We start from the raw sequence: 23,437 nt of genomic DNA on the forward strand, positions 1-23,437 counted from the left end.
CTGTCAGTCGAGTTTCTTGTTGACGTCCACCAGCAGAGTGGTGATCTCTTTGCGGCGTCCCGCATCTGCCGTTTCACGGCCGGGACGCGGCGCCGCCTGCAGGGCTTTTTGCAGCGCTGCTTTTGCTTCAGCGTAGCGTTTCTGACGGTAGAGGTGATCGCCCCAGAAGTATAGGCTGTCGATGCCATCGGGGTTGAGTTGCAGCGCCTGCTTGAGCAGCTGTTCAGATTTGTCGCTGTCGCCAAAACCGATAGGCCAGCCGGGCACACGATCATACAGCGCCGCCAGGCTGGTATAGGCCGAGCCTTGCAGAGCCTTGGGGTCGAGGGTCAGGGACTTCTCCAGGTCGGCCTTAGCTTCCTTGGCTTTGCCCAGTGCTCCGAGTCCGCCTTCGGCACCGGCCCAGCTGCTGGTGACAATGCCTTTCCAGATCCAGGCTTCGGCCACCGCCGGGCGCTGCGCAGTGAACGCCTGGGTTTCGCTGAACAACTGCTCGAACGCGGCGGCGCGCTGTTTCTCCGCCACTTCATATTGGATGTGCGCCCAGGTTTGTTGAATGCTGCTCAGGCGCTGCTGGTCGGCGGCCTCCAGGGCCCAAACGCTTTGGCTGAGGGTTGCTATCAACAGGCACGCGAAGATTTTTTTCATGGCTTGAGGGTCTCGTTTTCGGGTTTTTCGCTGAAGCGACGGATCAGGGGCAACTGCTTGCGCAGCCCTCGGTCGACCAGTTGCGGCAGTAGATTGTTGAGGCGCACGAAGAAGCGTTCGGGCCATCCCAGATACAGGTCGCGGCGGTCACCGACAATCGCGTGGATCACCGCCGAGGCCACGGTTTGTGGATCATCAACGTTGGCCTTGAGCGCGTCGTTCAGGGCTTGCGCCGTCGCGCTGTTCATCGACGTGCGGGTGGCCCGCGGTGCGACGTAGAGCACGCTGACCCGGGTGTCGGCCAGCTCTCGGCGCAGCGCTTCGGAAAACCCGCGCAGGGCAAACTTGGTCGCGCAATAGCTGGCGTAACCGGCATAGCCGATCGAGCCATAGGTCGAGCCGACGTTAACTACCATGGCGCTATCGGCCTGCTTGAGTAGTGGCAGCAATAGCTTGGTCAGGCAGATCGGCGCGTTGATGTTCACCGCGAGCATCGCATTGATATCACTGTCTTCTAACTGTTCGAGCATGGCGAAGTGGTTCACCCCGGCGGCGTTGATCAACAGATTGACTCCGCCCATTTCTTCGGCGGCGGCGAGTACTTTGCGTTTGTCGCTTGGGAGTGTCAGGTCAGCCGCGACCCAGCACAGGGCGTCAGGGTAGCGTTTGAGCAGTGGAGCCAAGGCTTCCTGACGCCGCGCCACGGCCAATACTCGAGCACCGGCGGCGCACAAGGCTTCGGCGATAGCCATGCCGATACCGCCATTAGCACCGGTCAAGACCACGCGCGCGTTACGCAGCTGCATGTTCGGTCTCCGCGTCACGCGGCAGGCCACGAAACATGTCGGTGTACAGTCGGTACACGACTTTTGAAGCATGAATCACTGCTGATTGATCCTCAGGATCTTCCAATTGGTTCATCAGGCGGCGATAGGTTTGCATGTGTTCGATGTCTAGCGAACCGTGAGAGCTCAGGTAACTGAAGGCGATTTCCGGCAACGCCAGGCGCTCCCGAATGCTCCCTGCCGCGTGTGTGGCCAGGGCGATACTCGTGCCTTCTAGGACATTGACCATGCCAAATAGACCCACCGGGTTGCCTCGGGCAATCAGGTCATAAAGGAAGCTCACCATCAGCTCTATCGGCAGCGAAGGCTCGCCATCATGCACGGCTTTGCGATCACCTCCGCAGGCCGCAATGTCATTGAGCACCCACTGTTCGTGGCCGTATTCGTCTTCAATGTACTCGCACACCGCTTTGCGCAACCATTCCAGACGCGTCGGCAAACGTGCGCCGCATGCCATCATCAATGGCACGGTGTGGCGCACGTGATAGTAAGCCTGAGCGAGAAAAGCCCGATAGCTATCGAGGCTGACCTTGCCGTGCAACGCATCGAGGATGATCGGCAGGTTGAACAGCTCGTGGCGTTCATGCTGTGTGGCTTCTTGCAGGGTGTCGAAAAAACTCATGATACGGATTCCTCTCGGACAACGGATTCGGTCAATTGGGCGTGGTACTGCGCGACAATGGCATCGCGGCGTGGGCGGCCATTGGCGGTTAGAAAACCATTGGCGGCGGTGAAGGGTTGCAGCAGGCGCGTCCACTGATGCACCTGGGCGTAATCGGGCAACGCCTCGTTGGCTTCGGCCACGGCAGCAGCTAGTTCGGCATCGGTACAGTCCTGGCGGTGCGGCCAGAGCAGGGCGTGATTACGCGGCAAGGACTCGCCGTAAACGAACGCCTGGGCGATTTGGCGGCGCTGGGTCAGCTCGGCCTCGACCCATTCCGGGTTGACGTTGCGCCCGTAACTGGTGACGAACTGATGCTTCTTGCGGCCCTTGAGATAAAGAAAACCTTCCGGGTCTAACTCGCCCAGGTCGCCGCTCGGCCACCACTCATCGACGTACGTTGCGTCCCCTAGATAGCCGAGCAGCGTCGAGCCCTTGATCAGCACTTCACCGTCTTCGGCCAACCGCACTTCGACATGGGGCAGCGGTCGACCGACGCTGCCGGGTCGAAGTGCGCCGGGGCGGTTGAGGCACACCACTGACGCGCATTCGGATAAACCGTAACCTTCAAAAACCGGTAGGCCGACCCGTTGCGCACGGTCCAGCAAATCTTTGGAAACTCGTGCACCACCGACCGCCGCAAAGCGCAGAGCTTGCGGGGAGAAGGCATCCTGTTCGGCCGCGTTGACTAGCATCAGCAACAGCTGTGGCACCAGGATAAGACTCTCCGGCGCACGCCCGGCGAGATAACTCAGCAGGTGCGGGACATCGACGCCACTGGCGCCCTGAATGCCGAGGGTTTTCTGGCTCGGCAAGCTGAGCATTGCACCGGCATACAGCGCGGCATAACAGCCGAGGTTCTCCAGTAGAATTGCCAATGGCAGCAGTGCCAAGTGATGTTGCGGGTTGGTGGTTTCGCTCGCCTGATCCAACTCTCGTGCGACCCGCAACAGGCTGTCGGCACTCAGGCAAACACCTTTCGGCGTGCCGGTGGTGCCAGATGTGAAAGTCAGTTTGGCGGTGCCCATCGGCATGCGTCTTTGACTGCTGAAGGTGCGACACCAGAACTCGCCACGTTGCTCATAGCTGGCAGCGCGCAGTTCGGGTTCCAGCTCCGGTTCGGCAATCACGCGTTCGGCCTGACTCTGCTCCAGACAATGGGCGCGTTGCGCCGCGCTGAAAAACGGCGGTAGCGTTACGCAGGTCAACCCTTCGAACAAAACCGCCAGATCCCAGAGCATTGCATCGACGCCGTTGTCCAGCGCCAGGGCGACGACTTGCACCTGCTCATCGCGCAGGCGCTCCTGGCGATACAGCACTTCTGCATGAAGGGTGGCGTAATCGAGTTTCAGCGTATCGCCCCACAGCGCGGTCGCGCTGTCATTGCGCCGGGCATGCTCGCGCAAGGTTTCCTGAAAGCGTTGCAGTTCAAGCGACATGACAGGCTCCTTCAATTGAGGTCGGCAAACCCAGGCGGCTGAACAGGCCGATATTGCGTAGGTGGACGAACCCGGCGCGGATGTTGCCGACGTGCACCCAGGGTTTGCTCTCGTAATAACTGCCCCAATGTTGGCGCTCGTCACCCAGTCGATCCGGATCAGCGGCGCACAAGGTCACTGGTTTCAGTCCGAGACGATGGAAGCTGTTGACCAGTCCGATATTGCCAGTGAATGTCACCCATTCCAGGCCACCCATGGCCAGCAGATAGGTGATGGCGATGATGCTCAGGCGTGCGCTGCCGGTGTCGCTGGCCGCCAGATTTCCAACCTCGACAATGGCATTTCGGTCTACCGATTGATCAGCCGCCGCGCTGATCAAAGGCTCGATTGGTTCATCCAGATACCGCTCCAGAAACAGCGGCTCAAGGTGCGCGCGACGCACGCCGGCCACTGCGCACAACTGGCCCTCACCGTTGTGCATACCGAACAGCTCGGGCATGAAGTGGCGGATGTCGGCGCCGTGGGCCTTGCGGAAACGCTGCTGGATAAAGTCTTCGAACGTCGCTCGCAAAGCGTCGTTCGGCAAAGCACCAGCCAGGGTTAGCGGTGACGTTTTAGCCTGGCCGAAATGCAAAGGCAGGGGGATGTTCCAGTCAAAATCGGGCATGGGCCGAACGCCTCCCTCAATGAGTTTGAGCGAAGTATCCAAGCCATTTCTTAACGAAGTCTGAGGGTGAAAGAAGATTAGCCTGTGAGTCGATCTTCAGACTCTCTTAAGATTGAACGAGCAGGATGACGCAGCCGGTTCAAGGCAACCGGATCAACCGCCCCTCACAACAATCAACAGGCGCTTCTTATGACCAGAGACACCGCCGTAACCCGATATGGAAAAATTTCAATAACCCTGCACTGGCTGATGCTCGCCCTGTTCGTCGGGATATATGCCAGATAGTGACATTATGTACGGGGAGCACCATTCGTCGAAATCCATTTTCGAAACTAAAGTATTTCAATTATTGGCCGAAGAATAACCGTGTGCCATTATTGAGGGAGATTTACATGAGTTTACGAAAACTTAATCTAGCTGCTCGTTCGGCCCTTTGTTTTGGTTTTTTTGTACGTTGATCGTCGTGTTAGGTGTGTTCTCAATACAGCAAGCTTCGGTTTTAAATGGCGCAGAAAAGAAGATTGAGACGAATATTGTGTCTAGTTTCAAAGTCTTAGGTGTACTTGAGCGTGAATTTTTAAGTCTGCGCAATAGTAACAGCAAATTGCGTAATGCAGGCGAGAATGATTCTGTAAGAGCGGATAGCAAGAAAGATATTATTCGCTCCCAATCGTTAATCCAGCAAAGCATGGACAACTTATCTCGTCTTATCGTCACTTCCGAAGGCCTGGCTGCCATTAGTAGCCTTAAAGACTCAGTCGAGAAACTCAATAATGTTCAAGTGAAGTATATGGCATTGGTGGATGCCAAGAATTTTAGTGAGGCGATCAGCTTTACGAATAGCGCAGTAAGAAACGTTTATGATGCCGTCGAACGCAATATTTTAGCGTTGAAGGACATTAATGACGTAAAAGCAAACGCGGCTGGCGACGAAGCCAAAGGCGCTTATAGTCGAACGATAACCTTGGCCAGTTCATTTATTGTTGTTTCTTTAATCGCTACTATAGCACTTGCATGGTTCTATACCAAAAGCATAATGACTCCATTGCACAAGTCGTTGATGATTGCTGAGCGTATTGCGGCTAACGATTTTGGTCAGGAGATATACGCCGATGGCACTGACGAAATGGGGCGCCTCCTTGACGCATTATCAACAATGCAGGGCAATCTGCGCATCGCTATCATTCAAATAGGCGACTCTTCAACCCAATTAGCAGCAACAGCAGAGGAAATGCATGCCGTCACGGAAGACGCCTCTCAGGGATTAATTCGTCAGAATAATGAAATAGAAATGGCGGCGACCGCAGTGAACGAGATGAGTTCGGCCGTAGACGAAGTTGCGAGCAATGCAGCTGAAGCCTCCAGTGCAGCCTCAAGCACGGCAAAGACGGCAATTGCCGGTAGAGGTAAGGTAGATGAAACGGTGGTTGCGATTAATATCATGGTGGATAACGTTGAGTCGACCTCGGTTAACGTGCGCGGCTTAGCAGCGATGGCAACGGATATTAGTGGAGTGCTTGATGTAATCCGCTCAGTCGCTCAGCAAACGAATCTGCTAGCACTTAATGCCGCGATTGAGGCTGCACGGGCCGGGGAGGCCGGCCGTGGGTTTGCCGTGGTGGCAGATGAAGTTCGGGCGCTCGCTCATCGTACCCAGTTGTCGACAAGCGAAATCGAAAAAATGATTCTCACCATTCAGGCGAGTTCTACTGAGGCAGTCACTTCCATGGACCAGACTAGCCATCAAGCAGGTAAAACGTTAGCGCTGGCTCAGTCGGCGGGATTAGCACTCGCGGAGATCACTGAGTCGATTGAACGTATCAACGACCGTAACGTACAGATAGCAACAGCCTCGGAAGAACAATCGCAGGTTGCAAGACAAGTTGACGAAAATCTTGTCAGTATACGTGATCTTTCTATCCAGTCGGCGGCAGGTTCACGACAAACGTCTGTGGCCAGCGCTGAACTTTCTACCTTGGCCGTTGAGCTAAGTCGATTAGTTGCAAGATTCAAAGTTTAAACATCTAGGGCGCTGATTTCGAAAACAGTGTTTTAGAGTGGGGCGCTTCATTTGTTGCTTGTGTCAAGGGGGGTAATATTCTCAGTTGGCTGAAATTTCTAAAAATTACAGACTGCCAATGTGGTTTGTCGATAATTTAACGTGAATGGATGATAGTGATGTCTAATCTTTGTAATCACTGGCTAAGCTCGCTGGAAGAAAAAAATAGAGTCGGTAAAGAACTAATTCGTCAGATTAGATCTTTGCATTTTTCAATACAAATGATCACTAAACTGGTGTCTGTCCGAGATAATTCGCTATCACTCGAAGGGCAGGCGAGGGATTCGGGATTGGTGATATATGAGAATAGCGGCCAGGATGCCGATTCTCTTAATAGTGATTTGCAAAAATCCTTAGGTAAGGCGCGGTTTCTGATAGAAAATTTTATTGCTGATGCTTCGACGCTCGTACGTTATGCCGAATCATATGTGTTGACTGCACCGCCTCAAAAAGATTTAAAGCCGCTCGTTGACATGTGCTTTGCTGTGAACGACTTAGTCTGTGCGCTTGAGGGATGGCAGAATAATTGCCTGGAGCAGATGATGATTGGACATGGTTGCGATCGTTGAGGTGGTGCTTGCACTGGGACTATATGATCGAGAGGGTTAGGTGCAGATGGAACACAAATTAGTTGAGTCAGTTCAAGTCCTTAAGGACGCTCAAAAGGCCGTTGGCAAGTCAGTTGCGGGGCTTATACAGACTATACGATTGACCGAGCAAAGGATGTCCGTTGTGGCCCGTGAAGTCCGTCGCTTTAACAAGTCAGGTCTAGAGAGTTTAGAGGGACAACTTTACATTTGGGCTGTAGAAATTGATAGCATGAAAAATTTGGCTTTTGAACAGTTGGATTTTCTTTCAAATAAAATTGGTGCCTGCCTCCATATGGTATCCGAACATATCAATAGAGTAGGGAATGAAGTCGAGAGAAGTACTTTTTCGGTTTTGCTCTCTCAATGCTTATTACAGCTTGAAGATCTTAAGTCGCAGGTAGAATCTTTGAGATGGAATGTCAATCGACAAATTTGAGTAAGCAATTTTGAATGAGAAAATTGAAATTTTTCAATATTTTATTCTGGTGTTGTTGTTGGTCTCATATTTGTTGGTTGGTATGTTTTTTTGTTAGGGATGGTCTGAAATAGCGGGCTATTTTTCCGCTATTGAGTCGTCATTGCTTTTCAAAAAGCGACCCCCCCCGTCGAAATTTGACCCTTCTCCTCATTTTTCAGCCCTTCCGGCTGTTGTCGCTGATCGAAAACTGACCCATTGGGAAATGACGGTTGCGAGGTAGCTTGTGGCTGTAAAAGCTCAGAAATAAGCGGATGATCTGATCGTTTTGGTCGAGTCGTCGTTTTCAAAATCAGCGAAGGCTGAAGTCAGCCAGAACGCGTGACTACTTCAAACCATCCTTAAGGCATCGTAGTTAGAGTCTGCTTAACAAAAGTTAACTTATAGATTACAAGTTTACCATCGTTCGATTTCGGCCTTACTGCTTCGCCTCATAGAGTGCTTGGTCAGCCCTATGCAGGGTTGTGTCGAATGTCGCATCATTTGATCTAAGCATGGGAACGCCTAAGCTAAGAGTAACGAAAACTTCTTTGGAGTCAACTTTTGAAAATTTCATGGGCGACATTTGTCCCGCAGGCGCTCAGCTAAATTTAGAGCATCCTTACCGCTTGTTCGGGGAAGTACAATGAGAAATTCTTCGCCTCCCCAACGGATGGCCACGTCCCACTTACCGCCGAACGCATGGCGCGGTCGATGGATTTGTGAGGCTGACGACATGACTTTTGATCCCGGCAAGAAGCTCTACATCAGCGACGTCACTCTCCGTGACGGCAGCCATGCGGTGAGGCATCACTACTCGATCAACAACGTACAGACCATCGCCCGTGCGCTGGACAATGCCCGTGTCGATTCCATCGAAGTGTCCCATGGTGACGGGCTACAGGGTTCTAGCTTCAACTACGGCTTTGGTGCCCATACCGTCTTTGGTGGATCGAGGCCGTCAGCGACGTGATCAGCCACGCCAGGGTGGCGACGCTGTTGCTGCCGGGCATCGGCACCGTGCACGACCTCAAGGTCGCATACAATGCCGGGGTGCGGGTGGTGCGTGTCGCCACCCATTGCACCGAGGCCGATTGCGCCCGCCAGCACATTGAATACGCGCGCACCTTGGGCATGGACACCGTGGGCTTCCAGGTGATGAGCCACCTCACCAGCCCGCAGAATCTTGCGCTGGAAGCCAAAAAAATGAGAGCTATGGCGCCACTGCATCTAGGTGGTGGACTCCGGTGGCGCGATGGGCATGCAGGACATCCGCGAGCGCTTTCGGGTGGTTAAAACCGAGCTCAAGCCCGAGACTGAAACCGGCATGTATGCGCACCATAACTTGTGTCTGGGCGTGGCCAACTCCATCGTGGCCGTGGAGGAGGGATGCGACCGTATCGACGCAAGCCTCGCCGGCATGGGCGCGGGTGCGGGCAATGCGCCGCTGGAAGTGTTCATCGCCGCAGCCGGCCGCCTGGACTGGAACCACGGCACCGACCTGTATGCACTGATGGGCGTCGCCGACAACATCGTGCGGCCGCTGCAGGACCGCCCCGTGCGGGTCGACCGCGAGACCTTGGCGCTGGGTTATGCTGGGGTGTATTCGAGCTTTTTGCGGCACGCTGAAGTGGCGGCGGCGCGGTATGGCTTGAAGGCCGTGGACATTCTGGTGGAGCTGGGCAAGCGCCGGATGGTAGGCGGGTAGGAGGACATGATTGTTGATGTGGCGCTGGACCTTTTGGAGCGCTGAGTGGGCCAGCCAAGCTGGCAGTTGATAAAGGGTGAAAGTCCCTACGAGAGAAGTTACGGCGAAACACCTCGACCCCGAGTCATGCGTGATACACCGCGAGGTGTATGGCGAAGCGTTGGCAGGGGAAACCAGCAGGCCAGCCATTGAGCCGCGAAATCATGAGTCCGGGGCGCCGACGCTCTTATGTGAAGCGGAAGGCCACAGTGTGCATGACGATAATCGCAAGTCATGTTTCACGCCCTGCGCGGTCGTAGACCCTGAGCATGCTGGGAAGTCAACTGTACGGAAGCTGGGAGATCTCATTCGTGTCTGGTCGTGACACGCCAGACGGGGCAGAAGAGGCCACAAGCCAAATGTCTGCCGTTTACGCATGAGAAGTCGGATAACTCTGTAGTACCGAACAATGAGCTTGGCTCAGCGGAGGTAATGGAGGAAAGGGAGTTAGCCAAGGGGAACAGTGAACAGCCTCCGCATCCCGAACGCAGAGCCGGACAAGTGCGTTGTCAGGGTTGCTCGCTTTACGTCAAGCAGCCCGGCACGACCGCCGGGTCAAGTTCACGAGCCTGCTGCACCACCTAACGGTCGAGTTGTTGCGCGAGAGTTTCTACAACCTCAAGCGAGATGCGGCCAGTGGTGTGGATGGCTTATCGTGGCGAGAGTACGAGCAAGACCTGCTCATGAAGTTAAAAGTGCTGCACGACAAAGTGCACAGTGGTCGCTATCGAGCCAAACCTGTCCGGCGGATGTACATCCCCAAGGCAGACGGTAGCGAGCGGCCGCTGGGCGTTACTGCGCTGGAAGACAAGATCGTCCAGGCCGCAGTCGTGCAAGTGCTCAATGCGATTTATGAGCAGAACTTTCTCGGACTTTCGTATGGGGTTCGCCCTGGTCGAGGGCAACACGATGCATTGGACGCTTTATCGGTAGGAATACAAAACTCTCGTGTGCGCTGGGTATTGGACGTGGATGTTCGTGCGTTCTTTGACACCATCGATCACGAGTGGATGATGTGTTTCCTGCAACACCGAATCGCGGATCGACGGGTGTTGGCGTTAATAGCCCGATGGTTACGCACAGGTGTTCTTGAAAACGGAAAGCGCATTCCTGCGAAACAGGGCACACCACAAGGTTCGCCCATTTCACCGCTGTTAGCCAATATCTACCTGCACTATGTGATGGATTTGTGGGTCAGGCAATGGCGTGGGCGTACAGCACAGGGCGAGATGATCGCCGTGCGGTACGCAGACGACAGTGTGCTAGGGTTCGAAAAGCTTGAAGATGCACGGAGTTTTCGCCATGCGTTGGAAGTTCGAATTGCCCAGTTCAACCTGACTTTGCATCCAGAGAAAACACGTTTGCTGCGGTTTGGCTGGTTCGCGGTCGAAGATCGTAAGAAACGCGGAGAAGGAAGCCCGAAACGTTCGATTTTCTCGGGTTCACCCATTTCTGTGATCAAACCAAGAGCGGTATGTTCGTGGTTGGGCGTGTAACCATTGGCAAGCGCATGAGGGCAACACTCAAAGAGATACGGGCGCAACTTCACAAACGCAGGCACGAGCCAGTCCCAGTGATTGGCCAGTGGTTGAATCGGTTGTTTAGAGGGTACTGCCATTATTACCACGTTCCCGGTAATACTCGGCGACTGGATGCTTTTCGCCGTGAAATTATCTGGGCGTGGAGGCATGCTCTCAAGCGACGAAGTCAGCGTCACCGTTTGAATTGGGAGCGCATGATTGCGCTGGCCCGGTTGTTCATACCCTATCCACGTGAGCTACCAATGCATCCTTATCCCATAACCCGCTTCGGCGTTAAAACCCAAGGCAGGAGCCGTATGCGGTAATTCTGCACGTACGGATCTGTGCGGGGGGTGGCAGGTGACAGCCATTCCTACCGCGACCTCGAATTCGCGTTTTGGGTCTGCTTGCGCTTGCCGCCGTACGCGTCGACGAAGGTCATCTTCTTCATCATCGAAAAGCTCGGCGACTGGTGTCTGGACATTTTGCCAAATTAGGAAGTCTTCTTCAGAGTCTCCTTAATGATTGAAGGACTTAAAGAGACTTTCCATTTTGTCGTAAGGACCCGTTAACACCATAATATTGCTTTGCTTTTCTAATGTTATTAATTCTGAGTTGCAGTGAAAGAAAATACTAAACAGCTTTATGTTCGAAGAGTAAGTTTTATTTCCAGACTTTTTGTAATTGAGTGAAATAATATGTCTCTCAATGTCTATTGGGCCTGTGTTGGAGGTTGTAATTAGTTCGGACAGAGCTTGGTCATAGTACATTTTTTTTGCGAAGACTGCTATTGAAGCGCCTATAGCTACCACTATAACTCCGCCAATCAGGGACGGGGTCATAATCTCGATCTTTATTGTCAGAAATAATGCAACAAAAACTGTTATGAATGTGATGATGATTTTTTCAAAAAAAGCGAATACTTTGAAGGGGTCTTTTGATATTTGAAATTTTAAGGAGAGTCTTTTTACTGGTTTATTGCTCATGGCTTTTGCTGTACCGTAAGAAAATATAATGAGTTAATAGGCTGCTCGTTCGTTAAGGGAACAGTTCAATATGCGCTGAAGGGCAGTATACCGGTGGGGCTGCGGCAAAAAGGAAGCCCCTAATCCCACTTGTAAATGCCTGTCGTGCTCCAGTGCTTAATTTTTGTAGGCCACTTCCCCTGTCCGACTGCGTAGCCTCTTAGGCCATTCCAACTCGCATCGCTATCGCGGCTCCCGCCGCAGCCCATAGCGTGGTATCGGTGTTCGATGCCATAGTCATGCCCTATCCGAGCCTGATACTTGTGCTCCTGCGACAAAAGATAGCCTTCCCATAAAAATCTCCTTTCTATTTTAGGTGCAAAAGTTTTCCTAATGCGTTTCTAAGGAAATAGCAATATAGTAAGTCAGAACCGACCGCAATCATGCTTATTATAGGGGGGTTAAGGGTTTTGTTGAGGTTGCCCATTTTATCTATATTACAGTTTGCCAGTATATAGTGAAAAGTCTATCTTGGCAATCTAGATATATGGACTTGCACGATTTTAAATACTGATATACGTATACTGCCAATTGATTTCCTCCTTGGTTAGAATGCATGCAGTTGTGCAGTAGTTGCTGCATTGAGCGTGTCCGTCCGCACTCTTTTTTATAAGGCAGAGAGGTTTCTATGAAATCCGCGGCTATTCAGACACGGCACTGGAAGTACCACCGAGTGCTTTCTGGGTCCGTGGGGGCGGGTAATGCGGCGCCCCTGCAGACTCTAGTACTTTGGTGCTGGGCGACATGATTGACAAAGCCGCTTTCCGGCCGCAACCCCCCCTTTGAACAGGATCACGACGTTTTAGTCCGTCTTGGCCACCCAGCTTTAGAACTCTACCAGACGGAACAGGTCGCTGAAATAAGCTATTCGAGCGCCCCTCTCAGTCTCTTCCTTTAGGTGCTTATCGAACAGCACGTTCAGGTCATGACAGTCTTCGAGTAATTCCAATTACAGCGTCACTCTGATCTATCCGGTCACGATGAGTATGTTATATAAGGTGGCTTCTGAGACGCGCGCAAGAGAGGAGCTGGAAGATTGTTATGCACAATTTAGTTACGAGCCAGTTATATAAGAATTCCTCTGCTGGCCGTACGCAAAGGACCTGTCATCACTCAGAATTCATGAAATCGTAGCAAAAATAATGCAGGGTTCGGGAATCCGTAATCACAAGGAGTCCCCAATGAAACGTTTTATGAAGTCTGCCGCGCTCGTCGCTACGCTTTCTCTTTGCGCCACCTCCGTGTCTTTCGCTGCGGAGAATGTCCGTCTGACGGGGTCCGGGGCGAGTTTTCCAGCACCGATCTACCTGACCTGGTTCAAGGATTTCAGCAAGAAATCCGACACTGTCACCGTGGATTACCAATCCAAGGGTAGCGGCGCGGGCGTACAGGACTTCCTGAACAAAACCGTAGACTTTGCGGCCAGTGACTCGGCCATGAAAGATGAAGACATCGCCAAGGTCGCCGAAGGTGTGCAGTTGTTGCCGATGACCGCCGGTGAAATCGTGCTGGCCTATAACCTGCCGGGCAGTCCCAAGGGCCTCAAGCTGCCACGCGATGTGTACTCGAACATCTTCCTGGGCAAGATCACGCGCTGGAACGATCCGCAGATCGCTGCCGCCAACCCTGGCCTGAAACTGACCGATACGCCGATCACTGTGGTTGTACGTGCGGACTCCAGCGGTACGACTGCGGTATTCACCAAGCACCTGGCAGCTATCAACGCAGACTTCAAACAGGCGCTGGGTGAAGGCAACACCGTCAACTGGCCGGCCAGTGACAAGTTCATCAAGTCGCCGAAAAATGACGGTGTGACGGCAACCGTGCGCCAGACTCCAGGCGCAATTGGCTATATCGAATATGGCTTCGCCAAGCTCGCCAAGGTCGACTTTGCTCAATTGCAGAACAAGGCCGGCCAGTACGTCGTGCCGAACGCTGAAAGCGGTGCCGAGGCCCTGGCGGCGGTGAAAATGCCGAAGAACCTGGTGGCCTGGCTGCCGGATCCGGAAGGCGCCAAGTCCTACCCGATCACGTCCTACACCTGGATGATCTTCCGCAAGGACAACGGCAACCCGGCCAAGGCCAAGGCGATGCGGGAAATGGTGGAATACAGCCTGACCGAAGGGCAGAAGATTGCCGATTCGATGGGTTACATCCCATTGCCGCCATCGGTCGTTGAGCAGGTTCGCAAGGCATCCGCCAACATTCAGTAAAACCGTGAGGCCTCTCTCGGTGTGTGTCTGCGCCACGCCGTGAGAGCCCCCCTGTTCTGGACTTAGCCCATGAACAAACCTTTTGTCGTACCGGTCAATCCGGACTCAGCCTGTCAGCCACCCTCGACGAAGGATTTCCTGGTTGATCGCACTTTTCGTGCGCTTGCGCGCATCGGCGTGGTGCTGATTCTGGCGCTGGTGTTTGCGCTGGTGTTCGAGGTGGGACGCAAAGCAATTCCCGGCATGGAGAAACACGGTTTCGACGTGCTCCTGGGCAGCGTCTGGGACGTCAACCAGGGCAAATACGGGATTCTGCCGGCTATCTGGGGCACGCTCTACAGCGCCTTTATTGCGTTGCTGATCGCCGGTTTTTTCGGCGTCAGCATGGCGATTTTCCTGACCCAGGATTTCCTGCCGCCCAAGCTCGCCGCCGTTTTCCGTACCATCGTCGAACTGCTCGCGGCCATTCCCAGCGTGGTCTATGGCTTGTGGGGGATCTACGTGGTGATCCCGGCGATTCGGCCACTGACCAGCTGGTTGAACAGCGAGCTCGGCTGGGTTCCCTTTTTCGGCACGTCCCTGAGCGGGCCCGGGCTGCTACCCGCGGCGCTGGTACTTGCGATCATGATTCTACCGACCATTGCCGCCGTGTCGCAGGATGCGCTCACCGGCGTACCGATGAAAACCAAGCAGGCTGCCTATGGCATGGGTACGACGCACTGGGAAGCCATTCTCAAGGTGATGGTGCCCTCTGCCGCCACCGGCATCTTCGGCTCTCTGGTGCTGGGCCTTGGGCGCGCGCTGGGTGAAACGATGGCGCTGGCCATGCTGGTCGGCAATGCCAACAACATTTCCCTCTCGCTGTTTGCTCCGGCCAACACGCTCGCCGCCCTGCTGGCGTTGAACTTCCCCGAGGCCGGGCCGAACGAGATCGAAGTGTTGATGTATGCAGCCCTGGTGCTGATGTTGATTACGCTGATCGTGAACATTATTGGCTCGATGATCATGATGTATGCGCAACGGGGTAATAAGTGATGACTGACCTGACCGCCGCAACAGACTTGACCGCGCCAGCGGGCGCGCTGCCCAGCTTGCAGCGCAAGTTCGAAGGCCGCGCGCTGCGCAGCCTGATTCTGACCACCCTGGTTTGGGCGGGAGCGATGTTGGCCAGTGTGCCGCTGATTTCTGTGCTCTACATGCTCGTCACCCGCGGTGGCGCGCGACTGAACCTGGAAGTCTTTACCGAGCTGCCGCCGACCGGCTTCGAGATGGGTGGCGGTTTCGGTAATGCCATGGCGGGTACCTTCGTGATGGTCGGCATCGCGGCCGCCATCGCGGTGCCGGTCGGCATCATGGCCGCAGTCTTCCTGGCTGAGCTTGGACCGGACAGCAAATTGGGGAATTCCGCACGGTTTGCCGCCAAGATGCTCACCGATCTGCCGTCGATTCTGGCCGGCGTGTTCGCCTACGCCCTGGTGGTGATGACCACTGGCACCTACTCGGCGCCGGCGGGCGGTGTGGCGCTGGCTGTGCTGATGCTGCCGATCATCGTGCTGACGGCGGAAGAGTCGATGCGCATGGTGCCCAAGATCATGAAGGATGCAGCCTATGGCATGGGCTGCACCCGCTCGCAGGTGATCTGGAAAATCGTCTTGCCAACCGGCATGCCGGCCATCCTCACCGGCGTCATGCTGTCCGTGGCGCGTGCCGCTGGCGAGACCGCGCCGCTGCTGTTTACCGCACTGTTCAGCAACTATTGGATTTACCACCAGGGCAACCTCGAAGTCATGAACCCGACGGCCTCGCTGGCGGTGCTGATCTACAACTTCTCCGGGATGCCTTTTGATAACCAGCTTGAACTCGCATGGGCGGCCTCACTGGTGCTGGTGATGATCGTGCTGTTCGTTAATATCATCAGCCGTATTTTCGGCAAGCCCAAGTATTAAGAACGGGAGCATCTAATCTTGAACGTATCCACTGCGCAAATAGCCGCTCCGTTTGTCACTCAGGCGCCTGTAGTCATGGACTGCAAACTGGACAAGATTTTCTACGGCAACTTCATGGCGGTCCGTGACAGCCATGTGCCGATCGAAAAAAACAAGATCACCGGGTTCATCGGGCCTTCCGGCTGTGGCAAAAGCACCGTGTTGCGCAGCCTCAACCGCATGAACGACTTGGTGAAGGGGTTCCGTTTCGAGGGCCACGTGCATTTCCTCGGACAGGATGTCTACGGCAAAGGCGTTGATCCGGTAGTCGTGCGCCGTTACATCGGCATGGTATTCCAGCAACCGAACCCGTTTTCGATGAGCATTTTCGATAACGTCGCGTTTGGCCTGCGCCTCAACCGCTACAAGGGCGACATCGGTGACCGGGTCAAGCATGCCCTGCAAGGCGCCGCGCTGTGGGACGAAGTCAAAGACAAGCTTAAGGTCAGCGGCCTATCGCTCTCCGGCGGCCAGCAACAGCGCCTGTGCATCGCCCGAGCCATTGCCACCGAGCCGGAAGTCCTGCTGCTGGATGAACCCTGTTCGGCGCTCGACCCGATCGCTACCCGGCGGGTCGAGGAGTTGATGGTTGAGTTGAAGAAGGACTATACCATCGCCCTGGTCACCCACAACATGCAGCAGGCTATTCGCGTCGCTGACACCACGGCGTTTTTCTCGGTGGATATTTCTCAGGGTACGCGCACCGGTTATCTGGTCGAGATGGGCCCGACGGCGCAGATTTTCGACAACCCGCATGAACAGATGACCAGCGATTACATCAGCGGCAAGTTCAGCTAAGCCACACATCGGGTCAAGGCCGCATACCTGCAGAAGCTAAATGGATTTGGCGGGCATCCGGTAGACTATTACCAAGTATTTCCAGGGAGTACCAATGCCTGCTACGCATCGCCTTGATTTACCCGCAATTGAACGCGCACTACGGCAAGTGCAAAGCCACTTTACCCAGCTCAGCCAGCACTTCACCGAGCCGCGCGACCCGTTGACCGATGAAGTTCTGAACAACGTGCTTGAAGGTTATGCGCTGGTTGACGAATATGTTGCCCGCGGCGTCGACCTGTTTGATCTTCAGCAACTGAACCTGATGCTGGAGATCAACGCCACGGTGCTTTGTGGCCGGGACCCGGCGTGCCGGTTGGACTACGCGCAGCACCTGGCAGCGACCGAGGCGCATTTCTTCAACAATGTTGAGGGGGGCATCAAGGATTTGTACAACTGGTATTGTGCCTATCACAGCGACTCGGTCTGGAAGCGCGCAGCAGGCGTCTATGTACGCATTCTCAGCAAACCGCAGTTGTTCATTGAGGGTAACAACCGCAGTGGGTCGCTCATTGTCAGCTATCTGCTCATGCGCGCAGGCCTGCCCCCTTTCGTGTTGACACTGGAAAATGCCGAAGGTTATTTCAACCCGTCCTCGGTGATACGCAACTCTGCCAAACATGGCGTCAAGGCGTTGTACGAATTGCCCAAGATCAAGAAAAAATACGCAGCATTTTTAGAAGAACAAGTACACGACCCCATGAAGTTCTTTCTCAAAGGCCAGTCTTCACCGCTCTAACAAGGTGGCCACTGATGAACGGGTCGGCTCATGACATCCGCTCGCCGGTGAGGATGTATTTGCCCGACAGCTTGCCGAGTTCCGCAGTTGTGCGCGACTTGTGGGCAGGAACTCCTGCAGGCCCTGTCAAATATTGTAGATGCCGCCGATCAGGCGCTCATAATCGGACTATTAGCGCTGACCGCGTTCGCCGGAGATCGTGGCGCTGCGCGACGCAGAGTCCTCCAGCGTATTCGGCTGATTTATCATCACCTTGATGTTGACCTGTTCTGACGCACGCGCCATTTGGACAGTGGGCATAATTGACAAGACGCAGTTCACGTTGATCGCATCAAACAAGATCCTGCAAGGAGATGCAAGTAGGAGGGATGGCTTGTTCAAGGCTGGGCTTTGGCAAAGCTGACTGTGGGCTTTCAGGATACCGGGACCTGGGGAGGGGCTTCTTAAAAAAGTACTTATCTGGAGTACGCAGATTTTCTCATGAAGTAAGAGCTTTCTTGCGGTAAGGCATGTGCACCGCTGTTTTGAGCTTTACAGCGGCTCATCCCGGCCAAAGCCAACTGCACTGAATACAAATTTGCGGCGGCAAGCCAGGGAGAAATGGCGGCGGTGGAGGCTGATTAATGAATGAGGGGGCAGTATGCGCAGGCACAAGGCCAATTCACAGGCGTTTGAGACTTGGGTATCGCATTATCTCGGTACCCAATTCATAGATGAAGGTTGCTATGACAAAGCGGTCCTAGCAGCCGAACTACTGGAGTATCGGCGAGAAGTGAGTTCAACCGAGTTGATGGAAATGGTCAGAAGAGCCAACAATATGTTGCTCAGTTTGCGTGGACATGATCAGAAGGACTGAACAGTCAGCCCGCTCTCAGTGCTGCATTGCAGCTGTTGATGCTCGCGTTTAAAAAAGAGAAGGTAACCGACTGTATTGCTTGAAAGCGGGATGGATACTGACCACGGATTACGGAACGGCCTAAGAGGTCCAGCGTGAAATCACCCATGTTTTGATGCATCGCGACAACTGGATTCACCAACTCAACGATGGGTTGGCGCCAGCGCGGGCCGAGAAAAAACTAATGTCGTGTCTGGAATTCGGCGACCACTGTAATGACACTCTGCACAGGGAGTACCGTTCGTCGAAATTTTTATTTGAGACTAAAGCATTTCAATTACTGGCCGAAAAATAACTACATGCCACTTTTGAGCGAAATTTACATGAGCTTACGAAAATTTAATCTAGCTGCTCGTTCGTCCCTTTGTTTTGGTTTTTTTTGTACGTTGATCGTCGTGCTAGGGATGTTTTCAATACAGCAAGCTTCGACTTTGAATGGTGCAGAAAAAAAGATCGAAACGAACATTGTGCCTAGCTTCAAGGTCTTGGGTGTGCTTGATCGCGAATTTGTAAGCCTGCGTAATAGCAATAGCAAATTGCGTAATGCCGGCGAGAATGACTCTGTAAGAGCGGATAGCAAGAAAGATGTTATTAGATCTCAATCGTTAATCCAGCAAAGCATGGACAACTTATCTCGTCTTATTGTCACTCCCGAAGGCCTAGCAGCCATCAATGTTCTTAAAGACTCAGTCGAGAAATTCAATAATATTCAAGTGAAGTATATGGCATTGGTAGATGCCAATAGTTTCAGTGAGGCGATTAGCTTTGCGAATAGCGAAGTCAGAACCGTTTCTGATGCTGTCGCAAGAAATATTGAAGCGTTGAAAGGAATTAATGACATTAAAGCGGAGGCAGATGGCGAAGAAGCCGAAGATGCTTATAGCCGAACGATAATCTTGGCCAGCTCATTTATTGTTGTTTCTCTAATTGCAACTATCACGCTTGCATGGTTCTATACCAAAAGCATAACGACCCCATTGCGTAAAGCTCTAATGATTGCTGAACGTATTGCGGCTAACGACTTTAGTCATGATATATACGCCGATGGTGCTGACGAAATGGGACGCCTCCTTGACGCATTATCAAAAATGCAGGGCAATCTGCGCAGCGCTATCATTCAGATAGGCGATTCTTCAACCCAATTAGCAGCCACAGCAGAGGAAATGCATGCTGTCACGGAAGACGCCTCTCAGGGACTAGTTCGTCAGAATAATGAAATAGAAATGGCGGCCACCGCCGTGAACGAGATGAGTTCGGCCGTGGACGAAGTTGCGAGTAACGCAGCAGAGGCCTCCAGCGCCGCCTCGAACGCTGCAAGAACGGCAATCACCGGTAGAGGCAAAGTCGATGAAACGGTAGTTGCGATTAATGTCATGGTCGATAATGTTGGGCTGACCTCGGTCAGCGTGCGCGGTCTAGCAGAGATGGCAGCGGATATTAGTGGAGTGCTTGATGTAATCCGCTCAGTCGCTCAGCAAACTAATCTGCTAGCGCTTAATGCCGCGATAGAGGCCGCACGGGCCGGGGAGGCTGGCCGTGGTTTTGCCGTGGTGGCCGATGAAGTTAGGGCGCTCGCTCATCGCACCCAGTCGTCGACAAGCGAAATTGAGAAAATGATTCTCACCATTCAGGCGAGTTCTACCGAGGCAGTCACTTCCATGGACCAGACTAGCCATCAAGCAGGTAAAACGTTAGCGCTGGCTCAGTCGGCGGGATTAGCACTCGCAGAGATCACTGAGTCGATTGAACATATCAACGACCGTAACGTGCAGATAGCAACAGCCTCTGAAGAACAATCGCAGGTCGCAAGAAAAGTTGACGAAAATCTAGTCAGTATACGTGATCTTTCTATCCAGTCGGCGGCAGGTTCACGACAAACGTCTGTGGCCAGCGCTGAACTTTCTACCTTGGCCGTTGAGCTAAGTCGATTGGTTACAAGATTCAAAGTTTAGACGCCTAGGGTGCTGACTCCGCAAATCGTGTTTTAGGGTAGAGCGATTTATTTTTTGTCTATGCCAAGAGGGTTAGCACTTTTAGTTGACTGAAGCTTCTATAAATTACAGGCTACCAATGTGGCTTATCGATAATTCAAACGTGAATGGATGATAGTGATGTCTAACCTTTGCGATCACTGGTTAATTTCGCTGGAAGAAAAAAATAGAGTTGGCAAAGAACTAATTAATCAGATTAGAGCTTTGCATTTTTCAATACAAATGATCACTAAGCTGGTATCTGTTCGAGATGATTCGCTATCTTTTGAAAGGGCGGCGAGTGATTCGGGATTAGTGATATATCAGAATAGTGCCCAGGATGCAGACTTTCTCAGTAGTGATTTGCAGAAGTCCTTAGATAAGGCGCGGTTTCTGATAAAAGATTTTATTGCTGATGCTTCGACGCTCGTACGCTATGTCGAATCATATGTATTGACCGCGCCGCCTCAAAAAAATTTAAAGCCGCTCGTTGACATGTGCTTTGCTGTGAACGACTTAGTCTGTGCGCTTGAGGGCTGGCAGAATAATTGCCTGGAGCAGACGATGATTGGACATGCTGGCGATCGTTGAGGTGGTGCTTGCACTGGGACTATATCATCGAGAGGGTTATGTGGAGATGGAACACAAATTAGTTGAGTCAGTTCAAGTCCTTAAGGAAGCTCAAGAGATCGTTGGTAAGTCAGTTGCGGGGCTTATCCAGACTATACGATTGACCGAACAAGGGATGTCTGTTGTGGCCCGTGAAGTTCGTCGTTTTAACAAGTCAGGTCTAGAGAGCTTAGAGGGGCAGCTTTACATTTGGGCTGTAGAAATTGATAGCATGAAAAATTTGGCTTTTAAACAGTTGGATTTTCTTTCAAATAAAATTGATGCCTGCCTCCATATGGTATCCGAGCATATCAATATAGTAGGAGATGAAGTGGAACGAAGTACTTTTTCGGCTTTGATCTCTCAATGCTTATTACAGCTTGTAGATTTTAAGTCGCAAGTAGAATCTTTGAGGTGGGATGTTGATCGAAAAGTTTTAACAAGCGATTTTGAATAATGGGGGGTTATTCGATATGTTATTCTGATTTCTTTTTGGCTTCGTACTTGGTGGTTAGTATGTTTTTTATTAGGCTTAAAGAAAATATCAAGAGATTTAGTATTTTTTTTTTTTTTTTGCCCGCGATTTTTATGGCACAGGCGCTTTGGCATTTTTTTCCATTAAGTCCGAATTCAGCGGAGGTGTTTGGGCTGTAAGGGATACTCAACAGTCCGTTTTCGGACTCGCATCATCTCCGATGATTTGCTCAGCCGGACCTGCATTTCCTCCAGTACAGCTTCATGTACCCAGCGTAGAACCCGCCGTTCCGTGCTCGGTGTGCAGTGCGATTTCATTGCGCAACCCCTTCATTTCGAAGAAACGCCCGTCGCTCTGGCCCCAGAGGTCATCGGCTTAGGCACATATGCAGTGATGCCTGCATCGTGACAAGCCAGGATCTCTTCGCTTCTGAAGCAACCTCGATCAGCCACTACCGACAACGTTTCTGAGGCGGCAGCCTGGCGGGCCTGTAGGGCCATCGAGCTGAGTTGATCGCGGTCGGAACCGACGTTAGTGACCTCATGTGCAACGATCAAATGGTGTTGGGTATTGACTGCTGTCTGCACGCTATAGCCGGCGATTCCGGTGTCGCGTGTCATCATGGAACGGCTATCTGGATCGGTCAGTGAAACCTGTTTATCCAGCGAATCGTTGAGCTGGACTTCGAGCGCCTGAAGCTCTTTCATTTGAGTTTTGAGCTTGGCGATTTTCTTTTCCAGCCGCACGGCGCTGGGCTCGGACGCTGTTGGTTCTTGCCGATCAGCAGCATCGAGTGCAGTCAGGTAACGGTTGATACTCGATTCAATTTCCTCCATTCGCCGCTTTAATTTGGCGCTGGTGAAATTGCGGTCGCGATTGTTGACTGCTTTAATTTTACTGCCATCGATGGCTGCCAGATTCTTTCCAAACAGTCCCAACTGCTGACATAGCATAACGAACTGGCGACAGACGCCTCGGATGGCCTTGTTGTCTTTTCGGAAGTTGGCGATGGTCTTAAAGTCCGGCATCAAACGCTCGGTCAGCCACATCAGTTCGACGTTGCGCAGGGCTTCTCCCTCCAAGCGCCGGCTCGACTGAATTCGGTTGAGATAGCCGTAGATGTAGATCTTCAGCAAGATCGCAGGGTGATACAGGTCGGCCTGTATCAGCAGGAGTAGCGCGATCAAACTCCAGATTGACCAAGTCGAGTTCGTCGACAAAGACGTTGACTACGCGAACCGGATTGCTATCACTGACATAGTCTTCAAGGCTTTCGGGCAGCAGAGTGCTTTGTCCGCGATGGTCACCTTGGATGAAACGTTTCATAGGCAATCCTGCGTTATCACTTTGGGCAATCGTAGCAAGGTTGGACGGCTCTTGATTTACTCTGATGCAAGAAAGTAATGCTAGTAAATTTGGAGCTTAAGGACCTGCCCATGGATGTGATTTCAGCGCACCTATTTTCTACAAATCACCGTACTCAAATTGAAGCAAGCGATCACTGTGGCTGTTTTTACTGCTTAGGTGTGTTTTCGCCCTCAGAAATCACTTAGTGGGTTGATCTAGATAGCACCGCTCTGTGTCCGAAGTGCGGGATCGACTCGGTCATCGGTTCAGCATCCAGTCTGCCGATTACCCCTGAATTTCTTTGGAACATGCACGAACACTGGTTCTAGAAGAACCCGTCATTTGAGGGCATCCGTTCGGTTTGAGATCTACAGAGTAGCTTTACCTCAGTGCCGCACGTTCCTGCTAAGTATTTACACACTCTGGGCCAAAAGCAGCTGTAGTGATGCGAGTTCGAATCTTTTCTTCACCGCCAAATTACGAAAACGCAATCCCCCGATTTTCCTTAGTCGGAGGTTTGTGGTTTTTGGCGTTCAAAAAAGCCTTCATGGGACCGCCATGGGACTGGCGCTCTGTTTTAGTGCGGAAATAGGTGTGTTGGCCAAACCTAGATTTCAGCTGAAAATCGGGATTTATTTGGCGTTTGATACTAATCGCTTGGACGATGTTTCTAGTCGAAAGGACAGGGTCTGGACGAATAGGCAAGGGGCTT

General features: G+C 52.7%; 20 protein-coding genes and 6 pseudogenes. 16 read left to right on the plus strand and 10 right to left on the minus strand.

The window, feature by feature from the left end:
• Window positions 1-3 precede the first annotated feature (3 nt).
• Genes V3W40_RS31300 through V3W40_RS31320 form a run of 5 tightly spaced genes read right to left on the minus strand, consistent with a single transcriptional unit; the run spans window position 4 to window position 4,260 of the window.
• On the minus strand, window positions 4-648 hold the full coding sequence (locus V3W40_RS31300) for a tetratricopeptide repeat protein (RefSeq protein ID WP_330208517.1): 645 nt from the start codon (window positions 646-648) through the stop codon (window positions 4-6).
• A complete protein-coding gene (locus V3W40_RS31305; protein ID WP_330216312.1) occupies window positions 645-1,454 on the minus strand; it encodes an SDR family oxidoreductase in 810 nt (269 codons plus the stop codon). The genes V3W40_RS31300 and V3W40_RS31305 overlap by 4 nt, the downstream gene beginning before the upstream one ends.
• Window positions 1,441-2,115 carry a TenA family transcriptional regulator gene (locus tag V3W40_RS31310; RefSeq protein ID WP_330208519.1) on the minus strand — a complete coding sequence of 225 codons (675 nt, stop codon included), beginning with the start codon at window positions 2,113-2,115 and terminating at the stop codon, window positions 1,441-1,443. The genes V3W40_RS31305 and V3W40_RS31310 overlap by 14 nt, the downstream gene beginning before the upstream one ends.
• Entirely contained in the window at window positions 2,112-3,593 is a 1,482-nt protein-coding gene (locus V3W40_RS31315; RefSeq protein ID WP_330208520.1) for an AMP-binding protein, read from the minus strand. The genes V3W40_RS31310 and V3W40_RS31315 overlap by 4 nt, the downstream gene beginning before the upstream one ends.
• Window positions 3,583-4,260, minus strand: coding sequence for a thermostable hemolysin (locus V3W40_RS31320; RefSeq protein WP_330208521.1), 678 nt, complete (start codon window positions 4,258-4,260; stop codon window positions 3,583-3,585). Before V3W40_RS31320 ends, V3W40_RS31315 begins: the two co-directional genes overlap by 11 nt.
• 189 nt (window positions 4,261-4,449) lie before the next feature.
• Between V3W40_RS31320 and V3W40_RS31325 the strand changes: the two are divergent.
• From V3W40_RS31325 to V3W40_RS31340, 5 genes and pseudogenes are all read left to right on the plus strand, one after another.
• Window positions 4,450-4,539, plus strand: a pseudogene (locus V3W40_RS31325) (cytochrome B); the annotation flags it as partial.
• Window positions 4,540-4,732: 193 nt separating this feature from the next.
• Window positions 4,733-5,374, plus strand: a pseudogene (locus V3W40_RS35020) (MCP four helix bundle domain-containing protein); the annotation flags it as partial.
• A 312-nt stretch (window positions 5,375-5,686) separates the two neighbouring features.
• Window positions 5,687-6,280 (plus strand): annotated as a pseudogene (locus V3W40_RS35025) (methyl-accepting chemotaxis protein); the annotation flags it as partial.
• A 158-nt stretch (window positions 6,281-6,438) separates the two neighbouring features.
• A complete protein-coding gene (locus V3W40_RS31335) occupies window positions 6,439-6,888 on the plus strand; it encodes a hypothetical protein (protein ID WP_330216313.1) in 450 nt (149 codons plus the stop codon).
• A gap of 163 nt (window positions 6,889-7,051) precedes the next feature.
• Window positions 7,052-7,345, plus strand: a complete 294-nt coding sequence (locus V3W40_RS31340) for a hypothetical protein (RefSeq protein ID WP_330216314.1) — start codon at window positions 7,052-7,054, stop codon at window positions 7,343-7,345.
• Between the two features lie 457 nt (window positions 7,346-7,802).
• Here the strand turns inward: V3W40_RS31340 and V3W40_RS35030 are convergent, their stop codons facing one another.
• Both V3W40_RS35030 and V3W40_RS31345 read right to left on the minus strand, forming a co-directional pair.
• Entirely contained in the window at window positions 7,803-7,949 is a 147-nt protein-coding gene (locus V3W40_RS35030; protein ID WP_442962881.1) for a diguanylate cyclase domain-containing protein, read from the minus strand.
• Window positions 7,937-8,101: a diguanylate cyclase domain-containing protein gene (locus V3W40_RS31345; RefSeq protein WP_330208525.1), complete on the minus strand. Its 165-nt coding sequence runs from the start codon at window positions 8,099-8,101 to the stop codon at window positions 7,937-7,939. Before V3W40_RS31345 ends, V3W40_RS35030 begins: the two co-directional genes overlap by 13 nt.
• Between V3W40_RS31345 and dmpG the strand changes: the two are divergent.
• Window positions 8,100-9,071: pseudogene (gene dmpG / locus V3W40_RS31350) on the plus strand (4-hydroxy-2-oxovalerate aldolase). The gene V3W40_RS31345 and the pseudogene dmpG overlap by 2 nt on opposite strands.
• A 545-nt stretch (window positions 9,072-9,616) precedes the next feature.
• On the plus strand, window positions 9,617-10,606 hold the full coding sequence (locus V3W40_RS31355) for a reverse transcriptase domain-containing protein (protein ID WP_442962882.1): 990 nt from the start codon (window positions 9,617-9,619) through the stop codon (window positions 10,604-10,606).
• A gap of 542 nt (window positions 10,607-11,148) precedes the next feature.
• Here the strand turns inward: V3W40_RS31355 and V3W40_RS31360 are convergent.
• The gene (locus V3W40_RS31360; protein WP_330208526.1) at window positions 11,149-11,616 is read right to left on the minus strand and encodes a hypothetical protein; all 468 of its coding nucleotides are present in this window, start codon (window positions 11,614-11,616) and stop codon (window positions 11,149-11,151) included.
• 1,220 nt (window positions 11,617-12,836) lie between these two features.
• Between V3W40_RS31360 and pstS the strand changes: the two genes are divergently transcribed.
• The 9 genes and pseudogenes from pstS (at window position 12,837) to V3W40_RS31405 (ending at window position 21,360) form a co-directional block, all read left to right on the plus strand.
• Window positions 12,837-13,868, plus strand: a complete 1,032-nt coding sequence (pstS, locus tag V3W40_RS31365) for a phosphate ABC transporter substrate-binding protein PstS (RefSeq protein WP_330216315.1) — start codon at window positions 12,837-12,839, stop codon at window positions 13,866-13,868.
• Window positions 13,869-13,937: 69 nt separating this feature from the next.
• A complete protein-coding gene (gene pstC, locus V3W40_RS31370; RefSeq protein ID WP_330216316.1) occupies window positions 13,938-14,903 on the plus strand; it encodes a phosphate ABC transporter permease subunit PstC in 966 nt (321 codons plus the stop codon).
• Window positions 14,903-15,814, plus strand: a complete 912-nt coding sequence (gene pstA / locus V3W40_RS31375) for a phosphate ABC transporter permease PstA (RefSeq protein WP_330216317.1) — start codon at window positions 14,903-14,905, stop codon at window positions 15,812-15,814. Before pstC ends, pstA begins: the two co-directional genes overlap by 1 nt.
• A gap of 75 nt (window positions 15,815-15,889) precedes the next feature.
• Window positions 15,890-16,651, plus strand: coding sequence for a phosphate ABC transporter ATP-binding protein PstB (gene pstB, locus V3W40_RS31380; RefSeq protein ID WP_330208528.1), 762 nt, complete (start codon window positions 15,890-15,892; stop codon window positions 16,649-16,651).
• Window positions 16,652-16,745: 94 nt separating this feature from the next.
• The gene (locus V3W40_RS31385; RefSeq protein ID WP_330216318.1) at window positions 16,746-17,429 is read left to right on the plus strand and encodes a hypothetical protein; all 684 of its coding nucleotides are present in this window, start codon (window positions 16,746-16,748) and stop codon (window positions 17,427-17,429) included.
• A gap of 1,218 nt (window positions 17,430-18,647) precedes the next feature.
• A pseudogene (locus tag V3W40_RS35035) lies at window positions 18,648-19,418 on the plus strand (MCP four helix bundle domain-containing protein); the annotation flags it as partial.
• A gap of 129 nt (window positions 19,419-19,547) precedes the next feature.
• On the plus strand, window positions 19,548-20,276 hold the full coding sequence (locus V3W40_RS35040) for a methyl-accepting chemotaxis protein (protein ID WP_442962885.1): 729 nt from the start codon (window positions 19,548-19,550) through the stop codon (window positions 20,274-20,276).
• A 159-nt stretch (window positions 20,277-20,435) separates the two neighbouring features.
• The gene (locus V3W40_RS31400) at window positions 20,436-20,885 is read left to right on the plus strand and encodes a hypothetical protein (RefSeq protein WP_330208523.1); all 450 of its coding nucleotides are present in this window, start codon (window positions 20,436-20,438) and stop codon (window positions 20,883-20,885) included.
• A complete protein-coding gene (locus V3W40_RS31405; protein ID WP_330208979.1) occupies window positions 20,869-21,360 on the plus strand; it encodes a hypothetical protein in 492 nt (163 codons plus the stop codon). Before V3W40_RS31400 ends, V3W40_RS31405 begins: the two co-directional genes overlap by 17 nt.
• Before the next feature lie 197 nt (window positions 21,361-21,557).
• Here the strand turns inward: V3W40_RS31405 and V3W40_RS31410 are convergent.
• Window positions 21,558-22,704 (minus strand): annotated as a pseudogene (locus V3W40_RS31410) (IS1182 family transposase); the annotation flags it as partial.
• Between the two features lie 498 nt (window positions 22,705-23,202).
• On the minus strand, window positions 23,203-23,437 hold a 235-nt coding region (locus V3W40_RS31415; RefSeq protein WP_330216320.1), incomplete at its 5' end, for a hypothetical protein.

This window comes from Pseudomonas sp. AM8 (assembly GCF_036346475.1).
GTDB classification, from domain to species: Bacteria; Pseudomonadota; Gammaproteobacteria; order Pseudomonadales; family Pseudomonadaceae; genus Aquipseudomonas; species Aquipseudomonas marginalis.